Source organism: uncultured Campylobacter sp. (genome assembly GCF_938045405.1).
Classification (GTDB): Bacteria; Campylobacterota; Campylobacteria; order Campylobacterales; family Campylobacteraceae; genus Campylobacter_B.
Genome location: NZ_CALIMW010000201.1, coordinates 19457 through 38012, shown reverse-complemented (window position 1 = coordinate 38012; position 18556 = coordinate 19457). Strand labels below are relative to the sequence as shown.

The 18556-nt window shown below is 47.7% G+C and carries 18 protein-coding genes; 5 read left to right on the top strand and 13 right to left on the bottom strand.

Annotated features, from left to right (window positions below; genetic code table 11):
• Window positions 1-353: 353 nt before the first annotated feature.
• Window positions 354-3170 (bottom strand): DNA polymerase I, encoded by a 2817-nt coding sequence (gene polA / locus Q0140_RS07955; protein WP_297963536.1) that lies wholly within the window; start codon window positions 3168-3170, stop codon window positions 354-356.
• A gap of 144 nt (window positions 3171-3314) precedes the next feature.
• Between polA and Q0140_RS07950 the strand changes: the two genes are divergently transcribed.
• The 4 genes from Q0140_RS07950 to Q0140_RS07935 all read left to right on the top strand — a co-directional run bounded on the left by Q0140_RS07950 (window position 3315) and on the right by Q0140_RS07935 (window position 6318).
• Entirely contained in the window at window positions 3315-3659 is a 345-nt protein-coding gene (locus Q0140_RS07950; protein ID WP_005871273.1) for a hypothetical protein, read from the top strand.
• A 17-nt stretch (window positions 3660-3676) separates the two neighbouring features.
• Window positions 3677-4852 carry a peptidase M50 gene (locus Q0140_RS07945; protein ID WP_297963534.1) on the top strand — a complete coding sequence of 392 codons (1176 nt, stop codon included), beginning with the start codon at window positions 3677-3679 and terminating at the stop codon, window positions 4850-4852.
• Window positions 4849-5154: a metal-sulfur cluster assembly factor gene (locus Q0140_RS07940; protein WP_297963532.1), complete on the top strand. Its 306-nt coding sequence runs from the start codon at window positions 4849-4851 to the stop codon at window positions 5152-5154. Before Q0140_RS07945 ends, Q0140_RS07940 begins: the two co-directional genes overlap by 4 nt.
• A gap of 75 nt (window positions 5155-5229) precedes the next feature.
• Window positions 5230-6318, top strand: a complete 1089-nt coding sequence (locus Q0140_RS07935) for a hypothetical protein (RefSeq protein ID WP_297963530.1) — start codon at window positions 5230-5232, stop codon at window positions 6316-6318.
• A gap of 95 nt (window positions 6319-6413) precedes the next feature.
• Here the strand turns inward: Q0140_RS07935 and Q0140_RS07930 are convergent, their stop codons facing one another.
• The 7 genes from Q0140_RS07930 to Q0140_RS07900 form a co-directional block, all read right to left on the bottom strand.
• Window positions 6414-7856, bottom strand: coding sequence for a Ppx/GppA phosphatase family protein (locus Q0140_RS07930; protein WP_297963528.1), 1443 nt, complete (start codon window positions 7854-7856; stop codon window positions 6414-6416).
• A complete protein-coding gene (locus tag Q0140_RS07925; protein ID WP_005871264.1) occupies window positions 7857-8102 on the bottom strand; it encodes a YfhL family 4Fe-4S dicluster ferredoxin in 246 nt (81 codons plus the stop codon).
• 49 nt (window positions 8103-8151) lie between these two features.
• Window positions 8152-9399: a HAMP domain-containing sensor histidine kinase gene (locus Q0140_RS07920; RefSeq protein WP_297963526.1), complete on the bottom strand. Its 1248-nt coding sequence runs from the start codon at window positions 9397-9399 to the stop codon at window positions 8152-8154.
• Window positions 9400-9437: 38 nt separating this feature from the next.
• Window positions 9438-10109, bottom strand: a complete 672-nt coding sequence (gene hsrA, locus Q0140_RS07915; RefSeq protein WP_005871260.1) for a homeostatic response regulator transcription factor HsrA — start codon at window positions 10107-10109, stop codon at window positions 9438-9440.
• 76 nt (window positions 10110-10185) lie between these two features.
• A complete protein-coding gene (locus tag Q0140_RS07910; protein WP_297963524.1) occupies window positions 10186-10503 on the bottom strand; it encodes a dihydroneopterin aldolase in 318 nt (105 codons plus the stop codon).
• On the bottom strand, window positions 10500-11243 hold the full coding sequence (gene plsY, locus Q0140_RS07905; protein ID WP_297963523.1) for a glycerol-3-phosphate 1-O-acyltransferase PlsY: 744 nt from the start codon (window positions 11241-11243) through the stop codon (window positions 10500-10502). The genes Q0140_RS07910 and plsY overlap by 4 nt, the downstream gene beginning before the upstream one ends.
• A gap of 12 nt (window positions 11244-11255) precedes the next feature.
• Complete coding sequence (locus tag Q0140_RS07900) at window positions 11256-13541, bottom strand: DUF87 domain-containing protein (protein WP_297963521.1); 2286 nt, start codon at window positions 13539-13541, stop codon at window positions 11256-11258.
• Window positions 13542-13635: 94 nt separating this feature from the next.
• Between Q0140_RS07900 and Q0140_RS07895 the strand changes: the two genes are divergently transcribed.
• Window positions 13636-14559: a methylenetetrahydrofolate reductase gene (locus Q0140_RS07895; protein ID WP_297963519.1), complete on the top strand. Its 924-nt coding sequence runs from the start codon at window positions 13636-13638 to the stop codon at window positions 14557-14559.
• A 948-nt stretch (window positions 14560-15507) separates the two neighbouring features.
• On the opposite strand, the gene Q0140_RS07890 is transcribed toward Q0140_RS07895, so the two are convergent.
• From Q0140_RS07890 to ndk, 5 genes are read right to left on the bottom strand one after another with little or no spacing between them, the layout of a single operon-like run.
• A complete protein-coding gene (locus tag Q0140_RS07890; protein WP_297963517.1) occupies window positions 15508-16506 on the bottom strand; it encodes a beta-ketoacyl-ACP synthase III in 999 nt (332 codons plus the stop codon).
• Window positions 16507-16514: 8 nt separating this feature from the next.
• A complete protein-coding gene (gene plsX, locus Q0140_RS07885) occupies window positions 16515-17507 on the bottom strand; it encodes a phosphate acyltransferase PlsX (RefSeq protein ID WP_297963515.1) in 993 nt (330 codons plus the stop codon).
• Between the two features lie 4 nt (window positions 17508-17511).
• Entirely contained in the window at window positions 17512-17658 is a 147-nt protein-coding gene (gene rpmF / locus Q0140_RS07880) for a 50S ribosomal protein L32 (protein WP_005871250.1), read from the bottom strand.
• Between the two features lie 18 nt (window positions 17659-17676).
• Complete coding sequence (locus Q0140_RS07875; protein WP_297963513.1) at window positions 17677-18030, bottom strand: hypothetical protein; 354 nt, start codon at window positions 18028-18030, stop codon at window positions 17677-17679.
• A 9-nt stretch (window positions 18031-18039) separates the two neighbouring features.
• Window positions 18040-18453 (bottom strand): nucleoside-diphosphate kinase, encoded by a 414-nt coding sequence (gene ndk / locus Q0140_RS07870; protein WP_177388469.1) that lies wholly within the window; start codon window positions 18451-18453, stop codon window positions 18040-18042.
• Between the last annotated feature and the right edge of the window lie 103 nt (window positions 18454-18556).

The window sequence follows — 18556 nt, the reverse complement described above, 5'->3', positions numbered from 1 at the left end:
TTTAAATTTAAAAATTCCGCCACTACGGCATTGAAATGAAATTTTAATTTATACGCACGGCAAGATTTACCCAGACCTCTTGCTAAAACGCATAGTTTAAATTTAATTCGGATAAATCTATCTAACCGCCGTTTGATATTGCCGAGTGGAGAGCTTAAATTTAATCAAAATTTTAAAGACGGCGGCGGATCTGTGCCGCGCCGCGCCAACCGCTCGTAGCTACTCGATCTAAATTCGACGCGATTAATTTATCAAACGGGCAAATTTAGGCTCTGCACTCGCTCAAAATTTAAAATTCTGCACGCCGTTTAAATTCCGCTTAAAATTTTAGCCGCGTTTTAAATTTAGCGGAGCTACTTCAGCTCGCCCCAGCGCTTGGCGATGTTTAGGCTCGTCTTTAAGGGCACGTTCAGGCTCGCCGCACTTTGCATTATCTCCTGCGCGCGCGTGCCGAAGCTCTGCGCCAAATCGTCCCGCACCTCGAAGATCAGCTCGTCGTGGATCTGCAATATCAGCCGCGCCTCATCGTTTAGCAGCGGCGAAATCTCAACCATCGCTTTTTTGATGATGTCGGCGGCGGAGCCTTGAAATTTCGTATTCACCGCCTCGCGCTCGTAGCTCGCATAGACCATGTTGTTGCGCGCGTTTGCGAAATCGAAGTAGCGCCTGCGCCCAAAAAGCGTGCTTACGTAGCCGCTTTCTTTCGCGTCCGATTTTATGCTTTGCAAAAACTCCTTGATCGTGGAAAACGCCGCGAAATAGCGCTCGATATAGCCCTTCGCCTCGGCGCGCGCGATGCCTAGGCTGTCGCTTAGCTTGCCCGCGCCCATGCCGTAGATGAGGCCGAAATTTATGCTCTTTGCGATCGTGCGGTGCGCGGGCTGCGCGTCGCCGAAGATGCTGATCGCCGTGCGCGCGTGAATGTCCTCATCCGCCCTAAACGCCGCCAAAAGCGCAGGATCGCGCGAAAAGTGCGCGAGCAGGCGCAGCTCGATCTGCGAATAATCAAGCGAGATCAGCGAGTAGCCCTCGCTCGCGAGGAAGCAGTCCCGCACGTCCTTCGCAAAGGTGCCGCGCGCGGGGATATTTTGCAGGTTCGGATTTTTGCTCGCCAGCCGCCCGGTAGCCGTGCCGGTCTGCAAGAAATTCGATCTGACGCGGTTTTGCGCATCGGCCAGGGCAAGCTGCAGCAGCGGCTCGCAGTAGGTGCTTTGCAGCTTAAACAGCTCGCGGTAGTCTAAAATTTTACCCACCGCGGGATGCAGCGCCGTAAGATCCTTCAGCACGCTTTCATCGGTGCTATAGCCCGTCTTGGTGCGCTTCGCCGCAGGAAGTCCTAACCGCTCGAAAAGTACGGCGCCGAGCTGAGCGGGAGAGTTTATATTAAACTGCTCGCCGCAAAGCTCATAAATTTCATCCGTGAGCGCTCGCAGGGACTTTTCGTTGCGCCCGATTAGGCGCTTTATCATCTCCGCGTCGATCTTGATGCCGCATCTTTGCATCTGCCAAAGCACCCGCACGAACGGAAACTCAAGCTCCTGTGCGAGCTTAAAAAGCGCGGGTTCGAGCAGCTGTTTGAGCTTAAAATACAGCCTCAGCGTCACCCACGCATCCTCGCTCGCATAGATCGTAGCGGCGTCCAGCTCCACGGAGGCGAAGGTCTCGCCCTTTTTGACGACGTCGCCGAAATGCACAGTCTCATACCCCAGATACCGCGGCGAGATAGAGTCCATCCCCACGGCGTTTGCGGGATCGAGCAGCCACGCTAGCACCATCGTATCGGCAAAGCGCGCAGGCGGCTCAATGTTAAAATTATTTTTCACGATCTCAAAATCGTATTTTAAATTTTGCCCCACGACATAACCGCGAAACAGCGAGCTGATCGCGGCCTTTGCCGCGTCCGAAGAAATTTGAGCCGGAGCGCCCAAATAGCTGTGCGCGAGCGGAACGTAATAGGCGCGCTCCTCGTTAAACGCAAACGAAAAGCCTACGATCTTGGCGCTTTTGCTGTCGATGCTCGTCGTCTCGGTATCAAAGCTCACCAAGGTCTCGGCGCTGACGCCTTCACACAGCCTCACAAGCTCCGCGGCATCGGTGATACAAATGGGCTCAAATGGCATTTTAAAAGCGCTCTCGGAATTTTGTCCGCCGCAAGAGGAGCCACCCGGGATAGAATTTTGCCCGTCTAGCCCCCCTACGGCAGCGTCCAAGATAGATCCGCCGCAAGACGCCTCTGCGGCGGAACCCTTCCCGCCCGCGCCCAAAACGGAGCTTTTTGTGCCCGCGCTTTTGCCCTCGCTCCAAAGATCAAGCCCGTTTTGCTCCTGCAGGTTTAGCGCCGAAAGAAGCCTATTTAGCGCGTAGTCTTTTAAAATTTCGCGGATTTTAAAAAGCGGATTTTGCTGCGGAAATTTCGCATCCTCTAAAGGCGGGATTTCCAGCTCGTCGTAAAGCGTAGCCAGGCGCTTGCTTATGTAGGCGCTCTGTCTCCCTTCTATCAGATACTCGCGCTGTTTGTTCTGCGGCAGGCGGTCTAAATTTGAATAGATCTCATCGAGCGAGCCCCATTCGTCTAAAAGCTTCTTCGCTCCCTTATCGCCGATACCGTGCACGCCCGGGATATTATCGGCGCTGTCGCCGCAGATCGCCAAAAAATCCACGATCTGCTCGGGATAGACGCCGTAGCGCTGCAAGCACTCCTCCCTTCCGTAAAGCATCTTTTTGCCGTGGCTGTAAATTTTAACGTTTTCGCCGATTAGCTGGTACAGATCCTTATCGGAGGTAACGATGTTGATTTTATGCGTGGCGCCGTACTTTTTAACGACGCTTGCGATGAGATCGTCCGCCTCGTAGCCTTCGCATCCGAGCGAGTAAAGCCCCATCTTTTCGATCATCTCGATGCAGACGGGCAGCTGCTGCAAAAGCGCGGGCGGCGGGGCTTGGCGGTTGGTTTTGTAGTTTGGGTCGATATCTGAGCGGAAGGTCTTGCCCTTGCTATCCAGAGCGAAAATTATATAATCGCTCTTAAATTCCTTCGAAAGATTTGCGATGAAGCTCGCAAATCCGCTCACCATGCCGCTGGGTTTGCCGTCTTTGGTCTTAAGCCCGCTCATAGCGTAGTAGAGCCTGAAAAAAAAGCCGAACGTATCGATGATCGTGATGGTCTGCATAATGGTCCTCGGATTTAGAATTTTAACGCGTAGTGTATTAAAATTCGGCTAAATTTACAAATTCCAAATAGGACTTGACCTGCCTCATTTCAAAATTTTAAAATTTGCTATATAATCGCGAAAAATTTTAAAAAAGGATTAAGTATGGATTTTTTCACAGACTGGCAGGAGTTCGACGCGGCGGGCGCTACGGTGAAATTTTATAAAAAATCGCAGGGCGGCGTGGAGTACATCGGCTTTGATTCGCGCAAATGCGTCCCGCCTGAGCCGATGGTAAATGCGCTGGTGGCGTTAAATTTCGTAAAAGACGAAACCAAAAAGGTCGTCATGGTCAATCATAAATTTCCGATGGGGCTGATTCCGAAGATCGAGTCTAAATTTGACATTGCCCGCGAGGATCTAGACGGCGACGCGGTCAAGCTCACCATCAGTCTAAAGCCCGGCGCGGTCAATGAGGGCTTCGACACCGATGCGAAGTGCCACGGCTAAAGGGCTTTAAAATTTAGATGAATATCACGACCTTTTCGCCGCCGTTTCGCATCGTAGGCGGCTATTTCATCTGCGGCTTTATCTTTTTGCTTCTAAGCGCGGCGAGCTTTTTAAAGGCCGATTTCAGCGCGATTCAGGCGCCGCAGACGGCGAGCTTTTTTCACGTATTTTTGCTGGGTTTCGTAATCAGCATAATCATCGGAGCGCTCTATCAGCTCACCTCCGTCATCATCCAAAAGGAATTTTTTACCGTCAAATTTGCATTTTTAAACCTCCTCGTCTACGCTGCGGGCGTGGCGCTGCTAAGCGCGGGATTGCTGCTTTCAAGCATCCCTTTGATGCACGCAGGCGGCGCCGTTTTGCTGCTTAGTCTATTTTATTTTACGATCTGCTACGCGCTAAGCTTCATCGGCACGCCCAAATGGAGCTTCCCCGCCGTTGCGCTTGCGATTTCGGCTGTGTTTTTAGCGGTAGGGATCAGCCTTGGCTTCGCGCTCGTGCTAGCGCTTAGCGGCGCGGAGATTTTCGGAGTATATTTTTCAGAAATTTTATCCTATCACATATACTTCGTGCTGGGCTTCGTGTTTTTCGTCATCGTAGGCGCTGCATGCGTGCTGCTGCCGATGTTTAGCCTGGCGCACGATCTAAGCTTCGCACTGGCAAAAGCTTCGCTGGCGTTGTATCTGCTCGCGGGGCCGTTTTTACTAAAAGATTTTGGAATTTTCATCGCCTTTGCCGCGCTTGCGAGCTTTGCGGCTCAGGCGATCTATATCCTAGCCAGGCGCGTGCGAAAAGCGATAGATTATTGGAATTTAAACGTCTATATCTCGCTGGCGGCTTTGGGATTTAGTGCGGCATTTTGGCTCGCAGGTCGCGCGGATGCGGCGGCGTTTTGGCTGCTATACGGCTTTTTGTTCGCCTTCATCGTCGCGCACCTTTATAAAATCGCGCCCTTTCTCATCTGGTACCACTACGTCTCGCCCTTCGTCGGCAAGCGCAAAATCCCTATGCTAGAGGATATGATAATCAAAAAAATCGCCTACGCAGCCTGCGTGCCGAACGTCTTAGCGCTTGCGTGCGCGGGTCTTGGAGCGCTAACGCCCGCGGTGATCTTGCAAGCAGCAAGCATAATTTTAGTGCTAGTCAACATCGTAAATATCTTTAACTACATAAAATTTGGAGAGGAAAAATGAAAGTAACGAAGGAGCAAATTTACGACGCGCTTCGCGCCGTTGTCGATCCCGAGGTGGGCTTTGACGTCGTGTCGCTAGGGCTCATCTACGATGTCGCCGTAGATGAGGCAAACAACGCAAAAGTCACGATGACGCTATCGACTCAGTCGTGCCCGCTGCACGAAATGATGGTGGAATGGGTGCGCGCGGGTGCCGAGAGCGTGGAAGGTATCGGCGAAGTGGAGATTGATCTCGTCTTTGAGCCGATGTGGAATATCGATATGGCGGAGGATCACGTCAAAGAAGCGCTCGGTAAATTTTAAATAGCTTTGCCGCGCCCCGTAGTTTAAGCTTTGAAATTCTAAAATTAGACTTCAAATTTATACCTAGGGGCTGCTATGAAAAAATTTACCGACGGCAAGAAAGAAATTCTACTTCAAACGCAAGGGCTTAGTTTGATTTCAAAGACGTTACAAAACGGCAAAGAAAGGCTGAGCTCTAAAGAATTCGCAAACCACGATGCTCTGCAAAAAGCTTTCGTAAAAAAGCAAGTTGATGTCCTAAAAAAGGGCTTCATCTATGAAAACAAAAAAGTGAAATTCGGCGAGGCACTAGCGCATACCTATATCGGCGGCGGATACAGCGGAGCGCTTGGATTTGCCGAGTTTGAGGATAAATTTTACGTCTATAAATGTAATTTTGACGAGCACGGCTGCGATTATTTAATCGTGCTGGACGACGAGTTAAGAACTCTTGCGCAAATTGAACTACCAAAAATTTTAGCATGGAAAATGACTGCTACCAAAAAGGCCTTGGTGCTTGATTTGGACCACGAATTCTTTCTTTTTGATGGAGAGAAATTCAGTAGGCTTTTTGAAGCCTGGGGTATCACAGGAGGAGGCTTTAGCTCCAGTCTAAGCGGCAACGGCGAAATTCTAGCCTGCGGCACGGATGGAATTTTAGCTTTCGGAAGCGACAAGAAGCTAAATTTTAAAACGGATTTTTCGGCGAAAGCTATAGGCTTCGGCAATAAAATTTGTGTAGCCTGTGGGGATGAAAACGGCAAAAATGTCGCTAGGCTCTACCGCCTAAAAGACTTCGCCGAGCTTTGCCGTATCGAATGCGACGTGGGCTATATCCACTCCCTAAACGTGGGGCTTATCAAAAATGACGCAATTTTGGTCGTAAATAACGGCTTTGATGAGCTGTATTTTTGGGACGTCGCAAGCAAAAAGCGTCTAAGCGTACCAAAAACCTTGCCAAGAAGCGTAATGAGGTTTGCCGCAAACGATCAAATTTTTCTTACGTATTTTTATGGCAGGTTTAAAGCATTTAGCTTGAAGGATTTTCGCCTCTTAGGCGAGTTTGAGTGCGAGCACTGCGTCAAAACTGCTGCTATTGAAATCTCGGGCGAACGCCTTTACGTCCGCACCGACTACGGATTTTTTAGCATTTATTCTTTAGCTGAGAATGGAATTAAAATTTAAAAAGCGCTATTGATAGGGATTGATCGCCCGCTTCAAGCTCATAAAATTAAACGAACTCCGCCCGCCTTAAGCTTGCGCAACAAGCAGGGCGCTATTTAAAGGAATTTTATCGCAAAAATTGCGGGTTTTGCGAGCTTTTTAAGGCTTCCTTTAAGCATTATCAAATTATCCGCGCCGGAGATTTTAAGAGTGGAATTTTCAAAGCAAAATTCTAAATTTTTTAGCGCGTTTTCGCTTAGGAGGCGTGCAAGCTCCAAAATATAGCTGAGCCACGCAAGCTTGGCGGCATCCGGTAAAATCGCGCTCAAAGGCGCGAACGTAGCTCCCAGCTCACGCTTGCCGTGCATCGAGATGATCGCGGCTATGAGCGCCTTTTCTTTATGCGTCGTGCGGTAGTTCAGCCCGCCGAGCACCATATCCGCGCTGGTTTCATGCTTGGCATAAAAGCCGATCGCCCGCCCGATCTCGCAAAGCGATGCTGCGGTTTGTAGAATTTTAATATATTTTTCGCCCAAGCCGTGTAGAGGCGATAGCGCGCAAAACAGCGCCTTTGCGAACTTCGGAGCCTCGCTAGGCTCGGAAGCGAAGCGATCTTTAAGGCTTCTTAGGCTCGGATTAAAGCCTCTAGGCAGGTTTGCGCCGCGCAGAATCGAGCTTAAAAACGCCCCCTCTCGCACTCCCACACCGCTGGTGATGATCTTTTTCGCTCCCAGGCGCCTTACGATCTTATCAAAGATGATGGCGCCCTCTCTGATCGTGTCGTAGCGGTCTTTTTTGATCGGGAATTTCGCCAAATCAAGCGTCTTTGCGCTCATCAGCTTGGCAAAAAACGGCGCGTATTTTTCATAATCATAGCTAAAATTATGCACGATTTTTAGCGGGTGGTTTTGCAGGCTCATCACGGCGCCCGATAGCGCTCGCGCGGAGCCGCCCATTACGATTAAATTTTGCGTGCGAAACTCGGCGCCGAGCTGCGAGATCGTGCTGTTTATGTATTTTTCTAGCCCCTTTGTGTCGCCGCGGTCAAAAAACAGCTCCTTTAGCCGCACCGTGCCTAAATTTAGAGAAATTTTATTTTCTATCCTGCCGTTTTTTATGTAAGCAAGCTCGGTCGAGCCGCCGCCGATGTCCAGCGTAACGCCCTCGGAAAAGTCGCTAAGCAAATTCTGCGCCGCATAAGCACCCAGATACGCCTCCGTCTGCCCGTCTATCTTGCGGATCGTGATGCCCGTTTGCTTGCGGACGAGATTTATAAACTCGCTCCCGTTTGGCGCATCGCGAAGTGCGGATGTACCAATGCAAAGCACGCGCTTGGCCTTGTAATTGCATACCAGGGTTTTAAATTTTTTAAATGCGAGTAGGCATTTTTGCATCGCTTCGGTGGTTAAAATTCCACCGTTTTCGTAAGCGCCTTCGCCTAGTCGGATCTTGATCTTGTGCTCGGCCAAGATGAAAAATCCGAGCCTGCTCGTGCGCTCGAAAATCACGGCTCTGGCGGAATTTGAGCCCAGATCTATGACTGCGACGCGCTTGGGCATTTAAATTTCCATATGGACGTGTTTGTATTTCAGCTCGTCCGCCGTCTCGATATTATCGGGATCGGTGATGATACACTCGACCGGGCAGACCACGATGCAAGCGGGCTCGGAGTAATCATCTACGCACTCACAGCATCGATCGGCGTCTATGATGTATATCGGCTCATCCTCAAAAATCGCTTCATTAGGGCATTCCTCGCGGCACGCGTCGCAACTGATGCATTCTTTTGTAATCAACAATGACATATAATTTTACCTTACGAAAAAATTTATGGCGTTTATACCATAAAAAGCTTCATTTTGTTTTAAAATAGCGGAATTTCGGGCTATTTCTTAAATTTTTTAGTGGAAGTTTGAAAATCGCGACGATTAGCGAGCGCGCTTCATCGTTTTTAAGATCCACTTGCGCGCCCATCGCTTGAGCAGCATTTTTGGCTAAAAATAGCCCGAGTCCGGCTCCCGGTTTGCCGCCGTAGCGCTTAAAAGGGGCGAAATAATCTATCTCTTCGTTAAGCGGCTCGCCTTTGTTTGCGACCCGCACTATGAAATTTCCGTCCGAAATTTCGCTCTCGATCAGTACCTTTTCGCCGTCCGGAGAAAATTTTATGGCGTTTTGGATAAAATTTTGAATCACGTGCATAAAGAGGCTTTTCTGCACCGAAATTTCAAGCTGTTCGGGCTTAAGATCCATCGTCAAGTCCTTGCCTGCCGTACGCGCTAAAATTTTAAAGCCTACGCATAGCTCCCGTAGATACGCGATCATATCGGTCTGCTCGGGCGCCTCAAACTGCGCCCCCTCCTGCCGTCCAATCTCCAGTATGGAGCTGATCATTTTATTCATATTATCGATCGAGTCGTTATTGTTTTTAAGCGCCTCGATATATTTCTCGCTCTCGCGCGGCTTAAGAAGCGTAACTTCGTTTTTGGTTTTCATCACCGCAAGAGGCGTCTTGAGCTCGTGCGCGATGCCGATAAAAAGCTCTTTTTGATACATAATAAAGGTCTCGATGCGCTCAAGTAGGCGGTTTATGCTATTTGAAAGCATATTAAATTCGCTCGGGATTTCGGCCCCGTCGATCGGCTTTAGAAATTTTTCATCCACCGAAGCGAGCCTTTGGCTGATCAGCTTAATCGGCATCAGCAGCATACGCGAGAGAAACATTGCATAAAACACTACCAAAAATATCATAGTCAAATTTACTAAAATTATGTCGATGAGTATTTGATTTACGATGTTTGCATAGACGCTAACGTCGGCTCGGATACTTAAAATTTTATCCTTACCATAAGGGTAGTGCAGCTGTAAATAGCTCCTGCCGCCCTCGGAGCTTTCGACAAATTTAGGTTTATTGATACTTTCGTTTTCGATGATTTTGCTTTCGTATTCACCGGATGCGTCTTGTAAAAAAGATGAAATTTTCTCAGGCATCACGGAGGCATCTACGATTTTTTGTGCTCTTTGGATTAAATTTTGAACGGGAGTTTCGAAGATGGTAATTCTCATATAATTATAGAGCATTACCGAAAAAATGACAATTAGCATCAACGAAGCGGATGCTAATTGTATTACAAAGCGGACTCTTAGGCTTTTTGTGGAAAGCAAAATCTATATCCGCGTCTGCGAACGGTCTCGATCGTAGAGATATTTAGAGGCTTATCCATTTTCTGGCGAATTTGATTGATCGCGACTTCGATGACGTTTGGCGTAACAAGCTCGGGCTCCTCCCAGATGGCGTCTAGCAGCTGCTCTTTGCTTACGATCTGATCGCTGTGGCGCGCTAGGTGCGTTAGAACCTCAAACGGCTTGCCCTTAAGCTCGATCTCTTGACCTAGATATGTGATCTTTTCCTCATCCGGATCGATGATGAGATCGTCGATTTTGATGATATTTGAGCCGCCGAAGCGAAGTCTAGCCTCGAGGCGCGCTACTAAAACATCAAAGTCGAAAGGTTTTTTGATAAAATCGTCCGCGCCAGCGCGAAGCGCTTTGATCTCGCTTTCTTTATCGTCTTTTGCAGATAGCACGACGACAGAGGTGCGCGCGGATTTTTGCTTAACCAATGCGATGAGATCGATGCCGTTGCCGTCAGCTAGCATCCAATCGGTTAGCACCAAATCATAATTTCTAATGCCGATATAATACTCTGCGTCCTTAAAACTCTCGGAAGTATCCGTCTGATAGCCGAACTCCATCAAGCCCTCCGCTATCGTCTTGTTTAAAGTCACCTCGTCCTCGACTATTAAAATTCTCATTTAATTTCCTTGCCTTAAAATTTTGCGGCGATTTTAACATATTTTAAGCAAAATTTCAAGATTTTTTAAAGAAATTTTAAAATTTTATCTCTATTTCCGCGCCGACGCTCGCGTCTTGTAAAATTTCGGGCTTTAAAATTTTCATATAAAAATAATCCATCGACCGAAATTTTGAGTGAAACTCCTGCGCGAAGTATTTTAGCGCGTCCTCTACGAGGCGAAATTTTTTCTCGCGGAACTCCGCTTTGATATATTCGCAAACCCGCGCGTAGTCGATAAACTCCTCCGCTCCAAGCTTTGCCCACACCCACACGCGCTGCTCGCGCTTGCGCTCAAAATCTAGCGTCCCAATTATCGCGCCGAATTCCAGCTTTTCGATTAAAATTTTAATCATACTACGCGCTTTTCCTCGCCCTTAAGCAATCTTGCGATATTCGGCGCGTGTTTGTAAAATACGATGAAAACTATCAGAAAGATCGGCGCATGAGTGTTGATTGCTGGCATCTGCGGATGGATCACATAGCTTGCTACGACTAGCGCAAGCGCCGCTGCAAGCGAGGCTACGGATGAAATTTTAACCGTCTTGCCGACCACGAACCAAACGGCAAGCGCAATAACAATCTCGATAGGAATAAAGCAAGCAAGCACGCCGGCTCCCGTCGCAATGCCCTTGCCGCCGTTAAATTTCAGATACGGGCTAAAGCAATGCCCAAGCACCGCAAAGACAGCCATGCTCCATAGCACGTTTTCATCAAAGCCTAAAGCCCGCGCGATCAGTATCGGCAGGGCGCCCTTTAGCGCGTCGCAGGCAACCGTGAGGATCGCGAGCTTTTTTGCTTTTTGCGGATCGCGAGTTTTTAAGACGCGAAGGACGTTGGTAGCGCCTATGGAGCCGCTGCCCTCGCTTTTGATATCCACGCCGCCTAGGTATCTGCCGATCAAAAGCCCAAAGGGGATCGCAGCGATCAGATACGCAACAAAGTAGCACCAAAAATTCGGCGCCGTAAATGTCCTATATGAAATTCCAAGAATTCCGCTTCCTAGAATTCCATGCTCATCTCCTAGAAAATATTTTGAGCTCGGATCGCAGAGTGCGGCGTATATGATATTTAAAATTTCACTAAGTTTATCCATAAAATTCTCCCTTTAACTCTTCCAAAGCAGTGAAATTTTCTCGTCGTAGATGTCGGTTTTCTTCGGCGAAATTTCTTTCGTTTCGAGTTTAATATTTTTTAGATCCAGGCTCTGTTTTAGCGCGTCCACTTCAGCCTCAAATTTCTGCGTAAGCACCTCCAGCTCCTCTTGTAGCGCGCTTAGGCTATTTTCGGCATTTTTGGCTTCGCTGCGCTCGTTTAAAATTTTATGCGCGCTCTTGGCGCCACTGATCGCTTTAGAGATGTTGCTTACGCTGCGCGAGCGGCCTAAAAACGCGCCTAAGATCGCTCCGCCTATGTTTAGCGCCGCATCCACGCCGCGACTTAGCACATCGCCCTTTTCCTTTTCATACTTTTCGCTAGCGCGCAAAATTTTATCCTCAAGGCGCGCCTTTTCCTTTTCAAATTTAGCCGTGATCTCGTCGGTTTTGGCCTCTAGGGCTTCATTTGCCTTATCGCCTAGGCGCACGAAAAACTCCTCCCTGCTCTCGCCCGGTTTTGAGAGCAGATCAAGCGCGCTAAAAAGCTCGAGTTTTTCATTGCGATATAGCCACTCCTTAAAGCTTTTAAGCTGAGCGTTTAAATTTTTTGCGCCCGCGATGAAGCTAGGAAGCGCGCCGTAGAGCGAGCCCGCTTGCTCATGTCCGCTTAAATTTGCAACTTCTCGCGTGCTTGCTTCATTCCAATCTATTTCGCCCCCGTCCGAAAGCGAAAGCAAAAAGGAACGCTGCTGCGTAAAATCGACTCCCTTGTCGCAAAATCGCATCTTTGCGCTTGCATACAGATACGGGCTTAGCTCAAGGCTCGCGCCGTAGCTGTAAAGCTGCGAAATTTCAGCAGAAACTACAGGCTTGGCGGCGCTGGCGGATTTGACGCCTTGAGTGGCGCCGGATGAAATTTCAGCCTTTTTGTCTTTCATTAAATTTAAAATTTGCTCGTTGCTTAAAGGACCCTTTAGATAGCTTAGCGCAAAGCGCGTCTCGATTATCCGCAGCACGTCCTCGTTGATGTTTTTTACCAAAAAATTTCGCTTTTTAAGATTTGAGATTTTCTCCATCAGAACGCTTTTGTCGATCGGATTTGAGCCGATACCGCTTAAGCCGCTGATGACGCGCTCTTTATCCTGCGCGGTCTGCAAGCGCCCGATAAACCACGTACCGATATTGCTAAGCCCCTTATAATCGAGATCGACCGGGTTTTGCGTCGATAGAACGCAGCCAAGACCGAACGCGCGAGCCTGCTTTAGCAGCGTAAGCATCGGTGTTTTGCTCGGCGGATTGCCGTTTGGAGGGAAGAAGCCGTAAATTTCATCCATATAAAGCACGGCGCGCAGCGAGCTCGTACCGCTGGTGGTGCGCATCCATTTGATCATCTCGCCCAAAAGCAGCGTGACGAAAAACATCCTCTCATCGTCGTTTAGATGCGCGATGGAAAATATATTCGCCCTCGCCCTGCCGTTTTCGTCAAATAGCATCTTGGCGATATTTAGCCGCTCGCCCTCGCACCAAAGCTTAAAACTCGGGCTTGCGATGAGCGCGTTAATCTTCATCGCAAGCGCCATTCGCTTATCGCTCGGGAAAAAGGTATTAACGTCGAAAACGCCGATTTTATCGAAAGGTGGGTTGCCGATTTGCGCGATGAGATCCACCACGCTCACCCCCTCGCCTCTGCCGAAATGATAGGTTAAAATTTGGCTGATTAGTAAAAATTCCGGCGAGCTGAGATTATCGCTGCTAATCCCCGCGAGGCTTAGCACGCTAGTAGCGATACCGCCGACGTAGTTATTCAAATCCTCTTCGTTTAAGCCCTTCGGCGCTTCAAAGTCGCTTAGCAGGCTGATACCAAGCCCTGCGCTTGATTTAGGCGTATAAATTCTAAAATCGGCGCTATTTTTCAAAAGCTCCACCCGCGCCAGGTCTTGATATGAGCCCTCGATACCTTCGCGCCAAGCAGTTGCCGTCTGTTCTGCGTACTCTCGCACGCTAAGACCTTTGTTTTGCGCCTCGGCCTCGTCGATATAGGGCTCAAAATCCTCGGCCCTCATCTGCGGGAAAGTAAGAGCTAAATTCGTTAGATCGCCTTTCGGATCGATGATGATGGATGGGATATTATCGATCGCGGCTTCCTCTAGCAGCGTGATACCAAGTCCAGTTTTACCGCTGCCGGTCATTCCGATGATAAGCGCGTGGGTCGTCAGATCCTTGTTTTTATAAAAAAACGGCTCGCCGTTTTCAAGCCCCAGATAAAAAAGCTTTAAATTTTCTTGAAGCGTTTTCATTGCGTTCCTTAAATTTGCAATTTGCGCGGCATTATATCATTTAAATTTTTAAATTTAAATTTGCTAAAATGCGCGAAAAATCAAGGAATGGCAAGTGTTAAAAGAAAAAATTAGAAACGGAAAAAGCGGAATTTTGCTCTACGGCATCGTTCCGCCTAAAATCACGTCCCCTCAAGACGAGCTCGAGCGCCTAGGTACGGCGTGGTCGCAGCGCCTAGGCGAATGCGAATGCGACGGCATCGTCATCTACGATCTACAAGATGAAAGCGCGCGCACGAAAGATGAGCGGACCTTTCCTTTTGTGCATACGATCGATCCTGCGCGCTATTACACGCAGTATCTACACACTGATAAAGAAGCGATCATCTACCGCGCGGTAGGCAAATACGATGAAGCGGAATTTTGCGAAATTCTAAGGCATGCCGCAAGCGGACTGGGCGTTTTCGTGGGGGCGAGCTCTAAAAACGAAGAATGCAAACTGCATCTAAGCCGCGCCTATGAGCTCAAGCGACTCGTGGCGCCGCATCTTTGCCTAGGCGGCATCTGCATTCCTGAACGCCATGAAAAGAGCCGCGACGAGCACCTAAAAATCGCGGAGAAGACTGCAGACGGATGCGAATTTTTTATCACTCAGGCGGTTTATAATGTGCAAAATGCCAAAGATTTCATCGACGATTACGCCGCTTTGGAGTGCAAAAAGGTGCCGATAATCTTTACTTTCACGCCGTGCGGTAGCCTAAAGACGCTTGAGTTTATGAAATGGCTTGGCATCTCGGTGCCGGATTTTTTGCAGCAACGGCTGCAAAGCAGCGTCGATATTTTGCAAAGTTCAACAGCGCTGTGTGCAGAGATGTTTGATTTCATCTATAAATACGCCCTCGCAAAAGGCGTAAGCGTAGGCGCGAACATCGAGAGCGTAAGCACCCGCCGCGTCGAAATCGAAGCCTCGCTCAGCTTACTAAAAGAGATCAGAAAAATTATCCTTAAACACGAGAATTTGGGATTTTACGTTATTTAAAATTTTAAATCGGGTACACGAACAAAACGCTAGATAGTCCAAGCTAACGGAGGAATTTTAAATAATTTCGGATCGCTTTCTAAAAAATAAATCTAAATTTTATCCGAATGGAATTTGAACTTAAAATTTATAAAAAATTGCCCCAATAATATACTTTAATAACTGTCGTCCATAATTGTGAGATGATATTTTGTGCGAAATTTTTCAATGCTTACAATGGCATTGAGCTAGACCTACCATCAAAACCTATAAATAGCTGTAGCTTTCGCACTAAAACTAAACGCATTGATCGCTTCAGTCTGTAGCTATAGCGTGGCTGCGCCCTCCGGCTCGCCGCTATCTATATAGAGATAATATATATTTGTATAACGGGAGATAGCTGGAAATTTTTAACGCCCTATAGATATTAGAGATACGACGCTTCTTCACTCATGGCATAGCGATCCTTTATCGCCTCGTTCGCGGTATTTAATTAAATTTACTAGCATTTATGCTAAATTTCAAATCTAAGGCAATTTGATGCTTGCTGTTGTGAGCGTTTTGGTATTTGAATTTTATTCTACAGCCTATGTGTAGGTCGCTCAAAAGATCCACCATACGCCGCCCGTAAAAATACTTATTGAGCTTTGCAGCTAATCACAAGCCATTAATGTGTAGAATCAGCTGAAAGTAACGCCCATTTAGGCTATCATATTTGATTTCTTTTATATTCTAAAAGCCCGTCGCCAAAAAGCAGCAACCTCAGACTAACGTCGTTTTACTATCTCACGCAAAAGCCGATATTTTAACTGCACAAGATTATAATATGCTTTCAATCGCAAACGCTTCATTTTAAAATTTTGAAACCTAACTCGGAATAATATAAATTTGAAATTAGTTTTGTAAATAAGCTTGGAATTTTAACTCTTAAATATGGCGAAATTCAAAGATAATAAAATTTAAAAAGCGCTAGTTTGTGCTCTTACCGCCGAATTTCAAAAGCGCACTGCCCCAGGTAAAGCCGCCGCCGAACGCATCAAGCAATATGAGCGAGCCATTTTTGAGCCTGCCGCTTTCGTAAGCGTCATTTATCGCCATCGGGATCGACGCTGAGCTTGTGTTGCCGTATTTGCCGATCGTAAGCACGCACTGCTCGTCGCTAAACTCCAGTCTCGCCTTGACCGCCTCGATAATGCGTAAATTTGCCTGGTGCGGGATAAAAAGATCGACCTGCTCGGGCGAAATTTTATTTTTCTCCAAAATCTCTACGACGTCGTTGCTGAGCGTCGGCACCGCGATTTTAAAGACCTCGCGCCCCGCCATCTGCATAAAGCCCAGCTTTTCGTCGATGATCTTCCTGCTAAGCGGATTGACGCTGCCAGGAGCCGGGGTAATGAGAAGATCGCCCTTGCTGCCGTCGCTAGCGGTATGAACGTCGATGATTTCGTTATCGTCGCGCGCCGCGATAACCGCAGCGCCTGCGCCGTCGCCGAAAAGTATGCACGTAGCGCGGTCGCTCCAATCGACTATTGAGCTTAGCTTTTCCGTACCGATTATCAGCACATGTTTTTTAGCACCGCTTTCGATGAGGGATTTTGCGAGCTCCAAAAGATAGATGAAACCCGTACAGGCGGCATTTATATCAAACGCCGTGATGCCGAAGTTCAAACCCAGCTTATCCGCGATGACGCACGCAGTCGAGGGCATGCAGAAGTAATCGGGCGAGATCGTGGCGCAGATTATGGCATCGATCTCGTTTTTTTGCAAACCGCTACGCTCAATCGCCTTTAAAGCCGCTTTCGCGCCTAGATCGCTAGTGGTTTCGCCCTTCGCGATACGGCGTTCATGAATGCCAGTTCGCTTGACGATCCATTCATCGCTCGTTTCAACCATCTTTTCAAGATCGAAATTGGTTAAAATTTGGCTCGGCGCGTATGCTGCGATTGAGATCATCGAGGCTTTTTGCATTCGTTTTCCTATTCGTTTGAAGAAATTTCGCTTTCTATCGCGGAGTTGATTTTAGAATCTGCAAATTTAAGCGCTTGAAAGATCGCGTTTTTAACGGCTTTCGGGGTACTTTTGCCGTGGCTTATGATGACGCACTCTTTGACGCCCAAAAGCGGCGCGCCGCCGTATTCGTCGTAGTCCGTGCTTTTTTTGATTATCTTAAAGACGCGCTTCATCAAAATGGAGCCAGCGATAGCAATCGGAGATTTTTTTGTTTCGTTTTTGATAAGTTTGCCGATAGCGCCTGCGACACCTTCGCTGGATTTTAGCATAATGTTGCCGATAAATCCATCGCACACGACCACGTCTACCGAGCCGTCAAAAATTTGATTGCCTTCGACATTACCAATAAAATTTTGCATCTTCTTAAGCATATGAAAGGTTTCTTTTGTTACCTCGTTGCCTTTACTATCCTCCTCGCCGTTGGATAATAAGCCGATGCGTGGTGCGTTTAAACCCATAATCTCCTTGGCGTATGCTTCGCCCATAATAGCGAATTGAAACAAATTCTCAGGCTTACAATCCACATAAGCGCCCACATCTAGCACAAGCGTGCGACCGCCTATGGAATTTGGCATCAGCGTAGCAATCGCCGGGCGCAAGATACCTTTGAGCCTTCCTATGCGAAGCGTAGCAAGGCTCATCGTAGCGCCGCTATGTCCTGCTGATACCACGGCTTTGCAAGTGCCGTCTTTTACTAGATCGACCGCTTTAAAGATGCTACTCTCTTTGCGTTTAAGAGCGTCGGTTGCGCCCTCTTTCATCTCGAAAACTTCGCTTGCGGCCACGTAAGTAATATGTTTCTCAAAGCCTTGATCTTGTGGAATAAAAGGCTTGATTTGCGCTTCGTCACCTACCAAAAACGCATTAAATTTACGCTCTCGCAGCGCATCTACGACTCCGTTTATTATCGGCTCGCAGCCGAAATCACCGCCCATCGCGTCTATAGCAACGGAAATCATCGGATTAATATTCGCCCGTAGTTTTGTTTATTCTATGCGGAATTTTCCAGCTTCCGTCTTTATCTTTGACGGGGATCGGAAGGGTCACTTTGTAGTGAGTGCGTCTTTTCGCCGCACGAGTTTTACTAACTCTTCGCTTTGGAACTGCCATTTTTTCTCCTTTATAAATTTAATTCTTGCATTCTTCGCAATAAAAATAGTCGCTTTTAAAAGCTTCCATTTCGCTTCTTAAAATTTCATCCACATCAACTTCGGCGCCGAAAAACTCCATCACATCCAAGCTCTCGTGCCTTTCGTCGTTAAAAACGCCTTCGCTTAAAAGCAAATTTACGCTCTCGTTTACGTCAAGATCAAATTCTTTGCCGCAGCGGTCGCAAATGTATGGAATTTTGCCCTTAATTTCGCCCTTGCACTCGATAAACTTAGAGTCTTTTCGTTTCAAATTTCCGCTGAGCTTAAGCCCATCTCGCAAAATTTCAAACGGCACAGGCGCGGCGGAAATTTTAGCAAAAGCGATCTTCACGCGGCACTCTTAGCAAATTTCTCTTTTTGCAAAGAAAAATGCGATCTCGGTTTTTGCGTTTTCTAGGCTGTCGCTGCCGTGAACGGCGTTAGCGTCGATACTGTCCGCAAAGTCCGCTCTGATCGTGCCTTTATCGGCTTTTTTCGGATCGGTAGCGCCCATTAGCGCACGATTTTTAGCTACGGCATCGTCGCCTTCAAGCACCATTACGACCACCGGGCCGCTAGTCATGAACTCAATCAGATCCTTATAAAAAGGACGATCCTTGTGAATTTCATAAAATTTACCTGCATCTTCGGCGCTTAGGCATAATTTTTTAGCCGCTGCGATTCTTAGTCCGTGGCTTTCGAAACGATCGATAATTTTGCCGATAACGCCTTTTTTAACGGCATCAGGCTTAATAATAGAAAGCGTTTGCTGCATATAATCTCCTTAAAGTGAAAGGCAGATTGTATCGAAAAATAGGTTAAAATTTATTTAAGGATTGAATGAATTAAAATTCCGCGCATTTGATCGCGGAATTTTA

Coding starts and splice junctions, on each gene's coding strand:
- Q0140_RS07935 (WP_297963530.1), top strand. CDS start 5,230: ATGAAAAAATTTACCGACGGCAAGAAAGAAATTCTACTTCAAACGCAA.
- plsY (WP_297963523.1), bottom strand. CDS start 11,243: ATGGATAAACTTAGTGAAATTTTAAATATCATATACGCCGCACTCTGC.
- Q0140_RS07930 (WP_297963528.1), bottom strand. CDS start 7,856: ATGCCCAAGCGCGTCGCAGTCATAGATCTGGGCTCAAATTCCGCCAGA.
- Q0140_RS07910 (WP_297963524.1), bottom strand. CDS start 10,503: ATGATTAAAATTTTAATCGAAAAGCTGGAATTCGGCGCGATAATTGGG.
- Q0140_RS07925 (WP_005871264.1), bottom strand. CDS start 8,102: ATGTCATTGTTGATTACAAAAGAATGCATCAGTTGCGACGCGTGCCGC.
- Q0140_RS07945 (WP_297963534.1), top strand. CDS start 3,677: ATGAATATCACGACCTTTTCGCCGCCGTTTCGCATCGTAGGCGGCTAT.
- Q0140_RS07920 (WP_297963526.1), bottom strand. CDS start 9,399: ATGCTAATTGTCATTTTTTCGGTAATGCTCTATAATTATATGAGAATT.
- ndk (WP_177388469.1), bottom strand. CDS start 18,453: ATGCAGCAAACGCTTTCTATTATTAAGCCTGATGCCGTTAAAAAAGGC.
- Q0140_RS07900 (WP_297963521.1), bottom strand. CDS start 13,541: ATGAAAACGCTTCAAGAAAATTTAAAGCTTTTTTATCTGGGGCTTGAA.
- polA (WP_297963536.1), bottom strand. CDS start 3,170: ATGCAGACCATCACGATCATCGATACGTTCGGCTTTTTTTTCAGGCTC.
- Q0140_RS07940 (WP_297963532.1), top strand. CDS start 4,849: ATGAAAGTAACGAAGGAGCAAATTTACGACGCGCTTCGCGCCGTTGTC.
- Q0140_RS07890 (WP_297963517.1), bottom strand. CDS start 16,506: ATGCAAAAAGCCTCGATGATCTCAATCGCAGCATACGCGCCGAGCCAA.
- rpmF (WP_005871250.1), bottom strand. CDS start 17,658: ATGGCAGTTCCAAAGCGAAGAGTTAGTAAAACTCGTGCGGCGAAAAGA.
- hsrA (WP_005871260.1), bottom strand. CDS start 10,109: ATGAGAATTTTAATAGTCGAGGACGAGGTGACTTTAAACAAGACGATA.
- plsX (WP_297963515.1), bottom strand. CDS start 17,507: ATGATTTCCGTTGCTATAGACGCGATGGGCGGTGATTTCGGCTGCGAG.
- Q0140_RS07950 (WP_005871273.1), top strand. CDS start 3,315: ATGGATTTTTTCACAGACTGGCAGGAGTTCGACGCGGCGGGCGCTACG.